General features: G+C 38.5%; 4 protein-coding genes and 1 pseudogene. All 5 read right to left on the bottom strand.

Annotated elements, in window-relative coordinates; all coding sequences use genetic code 11:
* Positions 1-154 (bottom strand): annotated as a pseudogene (locus D5R40_RS40225) (NADH-quinone oxidoreductase subunit B family protein); the annotation flags it as partial.
* A gap of 424 nt (positions 155-578) precedes the next feature.
* Positions 579-1,295 carry a bidirectional hydrogenase complex protein HoxU gene (gene hoxU / locus D5R40_RS28370; RefSeq protein WP_124145697.1) on the bottom strand — a complete coding sequence of 239 codons (717 nt, stop codon included), beginning with the start codon at positions 1,293-1,295 and terminating at the stop codon, positions 579-581.
* 403 nt (positions 1,296-1,698) lie between these two features.
* Positions 1,699-3,318, bottom strand: a complete 1,620-nt coding sequence (locus D5R40_RS28365; RefSeq protein ID WP_124145698.1) for a NuoF family protein — start codon at positions 3,316-3,318, stop codon at positions 1,699-1,701.
* 667 nt (positions 3,319-3,985) lie between these two features.
* Positions 3,986-4,513 carry a bidirectional hydrogenase complex protein HoxE gene (hoxE, locus tag D5R40_RS28360; RefSeq protein WP_124145699.1) on the bottom strand — a complete coding sequence of 176 codons (528 nt, stop codon included), beginning with the start codon at positions 4,511-4,513 and terminating at the stop codon, positions 3,986-3,988.
* 1,726 nt (positions 4,514-6,239) lie between these two features.
* The gene (locus tag D5R40_RS28355; protein ID WP_124155555.1) at positions 6,240-7,256 is read right to left on the bottom strand and encodes an adenosine kinase; all 1,017 of its coding nucleotides are present in this window, start codon (positions 7,254-7,256) and stop codon (positions 6,240-6,242) included.
* Positions 7,257-7,637 lie beyond the last annotated feature (381 nt).

The raw sequence follows: 7,637 nt of genomic DNA, 5'->3' as shown, positions 1-7,637 counted from the left end.
CTGGATATTCTTTAATATCACTCCCCACCGGACTATAAACAACCTCGACATGATTTGCAAGTTCAAACAACCATTCATCTAAGTCGAGAAACGACATATGACAACCAGAACATCCAGCCAACCAAACTGTAGCAAATTTTATTTTATTTGACATAATTAATACCTTCAATTAGGGAACAGGGAATAGGGAACAGGGAACAGGGAATATAAAAGCACTCAAATTTTCTGTTTCAAAGGAATAGTATTTGCTTGCGTGCTTGATTTTTATTAGGTTATCGCTACTTTTACAGCGCTAGGCAATTATCTGTTATCTGTAATTAATTGTGCGTTGCAACGCACCCTACTAAACTGTGGCAGACTTTATTTTTTTCGACATAATTAATACCTTTAATTAGGGAATAAGGAGTAGGGAATAGGGAATAGAGAATAGGGAACAGGGAATTTTATAAATTCAGTCTCTAACTATAATTTCAATAGTTGCTCTAAAACACCTTTTACTATCCACAATAAATAGATTAGCCAAAATAGAAATCAAACAAATTAACTTTAGACTTCAGACTTCAGACTTCAGACTTCATTTACCTTGTCCATTGTTTATTCTCCCTAGCATTGACCAAAAATTCCAACTTAGAGCGATCGCGCTCCATTTCAGCTACCGTTGCCCCCTTACGGAAAATTGCACCAGTGGGACAAGCATCCACACACTTACCACAAGCAGTACAAGCATCCACCTCTCCCCAAGGTTGATTCAAACCAGAAACAATATAACAAGCAGCACCACGACTTCCCACATCCCAAACGTGCGCTCCCTCTATTTCATCACAAACCCGCACACAGCGAGTACACAAAATACAACGATTATGATCTATACCAAACTGTTTGTGAGATAGATCCATTCCCCGATCTGGGAAACGATAGGGAAACCGAGTATGATCCATCCCCACCTCTACTGCCATATTTTGCAATTCGCAATTCCCATTCGCAACACAAACTGCACAAACATGGTTGCCCTCAGAAAATAACAACTCCACCAACATCCGTCGATATTCTTGCAATTTCTGAGTTTGAGTCTGAATTTCCATTCCCTCCGCAACTTGAGTTACGCAAGCAGGCAATAATTTTTTCACCCCAGAAATTTCTACCAGACACAACCGACAAGCACCAATATCCGTCACTCCCTCCAAATGACAGAGAGTGGGAATGTGAACTCCCGCTTCCTTAGCAGCTTCAAGAATAGTAGTTCCCTCCTCCACTGCAATTTGATTGCCATCAATAGTTAACGTTTTTACTGACATATTTTTTTTCTCCTAATATTATATTAAATCCGGTAGCATTGGTATAACTAGATTCATAGTGTGGAGACCCACCCCTAACCCCTCCCAGGAGGGGAAGATGAGGATATGGGGAGATTAAGAAAGTTTTGGCAATGGCGCTCGTGAAGATAACATTTTTTTAGAACGAACTAAGCTAATTTGATATTACACCTCTTCTAAAAGTAAAATTGCAGAGCTTTTCAACTGTTATAAACCACTTAAATATTTAGGGAGTTAACATTTTGGTTACTCTCTCATCCAAATGCTCTGTTAGTTGACTTCTCTAGCAAGGCGATCGCCATCTCCTACATTCTCCTGACTCCTAATATCATTTCAAGTTAATAGCGCACCTCCTTCTTCTCTCCTGACTCCTGACTCCTGACTCCTAAGTTAATACCTTACCATTGCTAGAAAACTCCGACTCCTGCAATAAATCTAGATACTCTTGCTTAAAATAGCGCAACGTACTCAAAACCGGATTAGGTGCAGTCATTCCCAAACCACACAAACTAGTATCCTTCACCACATAAGACAACTCCTCCAACCTTTCCAAATCTATAGAAGTCGCTTGTTTATTCAAAATCTTAGTCAACAAAGCATATAACTGCACCGTACCAGTGCGACAAGGAATACATTTTCCACAAGTTTCACCACGACAAAATTCCATGTAAAACTGCGCCACCTCAACCATACTAGTTTCCTTATCCATAATCACCATACCACCCGAACCCATCATGGAACCAACTTTGCTCAGAGAGTCATAGTCTACAGGAGTGTCAATCATGGAAACAGGAATACAGCCACCCGAAGGTCCCCCTGTTTGTACCGCTTTCACTTCCCCACCAGGAACACCACCTCCCATTTCCTCAACAATTTCCCGCAGAGTTATTCCCATCGGTACCTCAATTAAACCGTTATTTCTAACTTTACCTGTGAGAGCGAATATTTTTGTGCCTTTGCTATTTTTAGTGCCAATACTAGCGTACCACTCTGCACCTTTTTTCAGAATAGGAGCAATGTTGGCGAAAGTTTCCACGTTATTAATTAGAGTTGGATATCCCCAAAGTCCAGACTGAGCAGGATATGGCGGACGGGGTACGGGGTTGCCACGTTTGCCTTCCACTGATTGAATGAGGGCGGTTTCTTCCCCACAAACAAATGCACCAGCACCGATGCGGATATCAATTTTGAAGTCAAAAGGACAGTCGAATATTTGACTACCCAAGAGTCCGTATTTTTTTGCTTGTTGAATAGCTTTTTGTAACCGTTGGATGGCGAGGGGATACTCAGCACGAACGTAAATGAAACCGTGATTTGCTCCCACAGCATAACCAGCGATCGCCATTCCTTCCAATACTAAATGGGGGTCGCTTTCTAATACGCTCCGGTCCATAAATGCACCAGGGTCGCCTTCATCACCGTTGCAGATAATATATTTCTGACCTTCTGGCATTTTGGCAACGGTTGCCCATTTTAAACCAGTGGGATAACCGCCACCACCCCGACCGCGCAAACCACTACGAGTAATTTCGTCCACGACTTCACTGGGAGTCATTTCATGTAAAGCATGGTACAGAGATTGATATCCACCGACGGCGACATATTCTTCGATGCGTTCGGGATTAATTTTGCCTGTGTGTTCCCTGACGATGCGGAGTTGATGAGAAAAGAATGGGTGTTGGGAGTCGCCTTTAATGACTTCGGTGGTCCCCCCATTGAGTGCATCGATAATACTGGCAGCGTTTTCGGGTTCTACTTCTTCGTATAGGGTGTCGTCGGGGTCTATTTGTACCAGGGGACCGCGTCCACAAAATCCCATACAACCTACTCCTACTACTTCGACACGTTCTTCCAACCCTGCTGTTTTAACTGCATTTTTCATGTTTTTCATTACATCTACAGAATTAGCAGCTTGACAACCTGTAGATGTGCAGCAGTGAACTCGAATGCTTTTTTGTCTATTTTTTTCTGTTTCGGCAATGTCGAGCAAGTCTTGATAGTCCATCTATTATTCTCCATTTATAGCGATAAATATTGAGCGATCGGCAGTTATAGCGCTATGTGCAAGTCAATCAGAAGTCAAAAGTCAAAAGTCAAAAGTTAGAAATCAGAAGTCATCCCTGACTAACAGCGCAAGTCAGAAGTTAGAAATCAGAAATCAGAAGTCAGAAATCATCCCTGACTAACAGCGCAAGTCAGAAGTTAGAAGTAAGTCAAAAGTTAGAAATCAGAAGTAATCCCTGACTAACTTTGGGCATTTATAAATGTCCGCGCCCTATTTGTGTAGTGCTATAGCTTTTTTTTCTTTCCTTGAATTTGATTTTGATTTATAAATCAGTAAAAATAGATCGTTAAATAATTAAGTGAGATGGTTTTTCGGTGGTGGTGCATTGTAATGGTCGTGCGTTGCATTATTTTGCTTACGAGGTACGGCAGTGGGAGCATCTTGCTCCCGTACCAAGCATCCCTTGTTTCTTGTATACCATTACTATGCAGGACTACTGGTTTTTCTTAGTTTCCATCTTACCTAAATATTCTAACTTCACAACTGGATTCTTTCTCTAGCTTTAAATATTTCCACAATCAAAAAATATCAACTTTTAATCAGGTAAAACTTTACTTAAATATCTATGTTTACCCATGGAATTTTGACTGTTGATTTTTGGCTAAATTTACTCCTGCCAACCTTTAATTTTTTCCATAACTACTTCTGGAGTTTGTTTACCTGCGACGCTACCATCAAAAACCACTGCTGGCGCAATCCCACAAGCACCTAAACAACGAGCTGCCATCAGAGAAATTTGATCGTCTGCTGTTGTTTCTCCTACTTTTATATCTAATTCTTTTTCTAGTGCTTTAATTACTTCTCCACCACCTTTTACATAACAAGCAGTACCCATACATACCACACAAGTATGAGCACCATTAGGCTTAAGTGAAAAAATATGATAAAAAGTTGCTACTCCATAAACTCTACTCAATGGTAACTTTAAACCTCGTGCTATATACATCAAAACATCAGATTCTAAATAACCAAATACTGATTGTGCTTTATGCAATACTTCAATTAAAGAATCTTGACGATATTGATTCCGCTTCATTGTAATATCTAACTGTTTAAAGCGTTTATCGCCACTAGGATGACCCTTTTTTTGTTGTTGATAATCTTTGCTTTTAGTATCTTTCGTGGCAGTTTCCATTTCTATAATACTCCTCAACTTACTGCTCTTGGTATTTGCTTTTGATAGTAGTCGATATTTACTTAATATTTACTGCCTGCTTATTCAAGTTTTAATTTATTTATATTGTTACATATTACTATTTTTTTGAACCACTTGATTCACATTTTATTACATTTTTTTCATCTTGTTTAATAAACAACTTGTTTGTTGTTTAATTTGGCTTTAAGACTGAGCTTAAATCTTTAATAATTATTCAACAAAATCACTAAAATCAACTAAATTTTTAAATCATATAGAAAGGAACGATTTGGTGAGCAAATAGACTGATGATGAACGTTAGATAAGGAAATACTTTTCCCATTATTGCCTGTTATATGAAATCTGGTTGAACAACCTCACTTCAATTCAGTAGTCTGTTCTCTGTAGAGGATGCTAAACCCTTCAACGTTTTTAGTATTGCTATAAATTTCACTATTCCCTATCTGTCTAAATTGGAGCTATGTGCAATTAAACGGATTTGATATTCCCTATTCCCTGCCATAATACCAAATCTCAAAATTTTGCTACATTTAGCTAGGGAGAAAAGCAGTAAGTAGAGAGCAGGGAGAGATTTGCCATTGAAGTCAGAAGATGGTTTTTTCAACTCTGATTGAATACTTATAAATTAAATAGACATAAAAGTGGAAATTACACATTACACATATAAAGCATTTTTTGCGCTTTTTTTCAGAAAATTTCTTCCCTGTTGCTTCTCTTGATGCCTTTTCCTTTGCGTCTGTCGAACCCCGTGGGGTCGCACAACTGTTGCCTATTTCTGCAAAAAGTCTATTCTTTTTCGGAGATGTCTAATAAACACAAAGCAGGGAGATATGAAAAAAAACAAAGATATATTTCTCACACTGTGCGTATTGAAATACATCTCTAGTTTAAATCTCCTAAAATTATTTGTGGGGTATTATAACTGGTCCTGTCTTCTGACTCTCTTGTATAATTTTTGTAGAGTAAAGAATGGGTTAAAACATAGACTAACGATCGCTTTTAGACAGGGAAATGTTTTTCCCACTTTTGCCTTCTGGAGTCGTTCTCTAAATATAGAACAGATTCCTAGTAAATGAGGTACAGTCCTTAACTTGATAAATTCTCACCATTCAGAAAAACTGGTTGAAAAATCTTTGTTGCCGTACCTCATCAACTTGAAATACTGTGTATTATCGTCGCTACGTTTCCGTTGTGTTTTGAGCGTTAGGTCTTAAGTATTAGGGCATTGCTGAATTAAGGTATGAAAGTAGGTTTATAGGGAATAGGGAATTACGTTTCCATTGTGTTTTGAGCGTTAGGTCTTAAGTATTAGGGCATTGCTGAATTAAGGTATGAAAGTAGGTTTATAGGGAATAGGGAATTACGTTTCCATTGTGTTTTGAGCGTTAGGTCTTAAGTATTAGGTCATTGCTGAATTAAGGTATGAAAGTAGGTGTATAGGGAATAGGGAATAGGGAACACCGGATCTGGGAATTAATATTAACAAGTAGTTCAAACCATCCAAAATAAAAAATCCCAAATACAAAATTCTCAAATCATACCCAGAATCAGCAACGCCAGTATTAGGAAGAAAATTTTTCAGCACTATTCGGAGCAGTTGGGTTTTCAAACCCCACAGCTACCTGTAGAGTCTACAAACTTGTTAAGATTGATACACTCAATAAGATTGAACCATTAACCATTAACCTAAAACCTATAACATTCTTCAATTAGGAGATGATATTACTTCCTGAAATTTATCTTCCCAAGAACCTTCTAAACGCGGACCTTGAATTTGTACAACAGCAGAAGCTAGATAATTTCCCCAACGTGCAGCTTGAATAGGTGTGTAACCATGGGTAAGGCCAAATAACACACCTCCCGCAAAAGCGTCCCCCGCACCAACAGTATCGATCGCTTTCACAGGAAACCCTGGTACAGGAGTAATTTTTTGATCTTTGGCAACTAAACAACCTTCCTTACCATTAGTAATAAAAGCTGTTTCTACCAACTCCCCAATTTTAATAGCACATTCTTCTAAAGACTCAATTCCACAGAAACTACGAGCTTCATCAGCATTGCAAAATAATACATCACAATAATTTGACGCTACTTCGCGGAAGTCATCAGCAAACATATCTACTAAAAACTGGTCAGAGAAAGTAAAACACACTTTAACTTCTTGACGCTTAGAATCTTCCATTGCTTGAATACAAGCTTGCTTTGTATCCGGTCCAGTCCACAAATAACCTTCTATATAACTGTATTTACAACGCTTAATTTGTTCTGCATCAATATCATTAGCACTGAGACTCACAGATACTCCCAGATTAGTACACATGGTACGTTCGGCATCAGGAGTTGTCAGTACCACACAAGTACCAGTAGGTCCATTTTCTGTAGATGTAGGAACTACATTAAATTCAATTTTGGAGTCGAGCATATCTTGACGGTACAACTCACCATTAGGATCGTTGGCGACTTTGGCCACAAAAATACCCGTTCCTCCACTCTGAGCGATCGCTATCATGGTATTTGCTGCTGACCCTCCAGAACGCATTTGTAAGGGTATGTGTTCTAGGTCATGCAATATTCCTCCTTGTGTTGGAGCATCCATCAGAGTCATCCCGCTTTTTTGGAGAGAATGTTTAGTGATTAAGTCTTCTTCTACAAATGCTAGGATGTCTACTAAGGCGTTACCTACGCCAAATACGTCTAATTTTTGGGTATTTGCTGCTGTCATCTATTTTTCTATTTTTTGGCCACTTAGGCATAATATCATGTCTGGATAAAATGTATAATTTTGATTATGATGTCTGGTTGAATATTTATAAATTAAGTTAGTGGGGTAGTAGGGAGAATCAGGAGATTTGTCTTGTTATTGAGATAATAGGTTTTTTGATCACTAATTATCCTGATTTAATATAAGTACCATTAGGACAAAATACTTTAGTTCAAAGGGAACAGGAAGTAAAATGTCCTAACCTGCACTCATGTACCATAAATTATGAAATAGAAGAAGAGAAGATTTACTTAGTTTAGTCTCAAACTGGCCTTATACCTGGAATTATCATTTTCTTTGTGGGTTTAATACCCCACCGTCAACGGGGGTGTTCACGCATTA

Origin of the sequence: Okeania hirsuta (assembly GCF_003838195.1) — a bacterium.
Taxonomy (GTDB): domain Bacteria; phylum Cyanobacteriota; class Cyanobacteriia; order Cyanobacteriales; family Microcoleaceae; genus Okeania; species Okeania hirsuta.
This window is presented reverse-complemented; position numbering and strand designations above follow the sequence as displayed.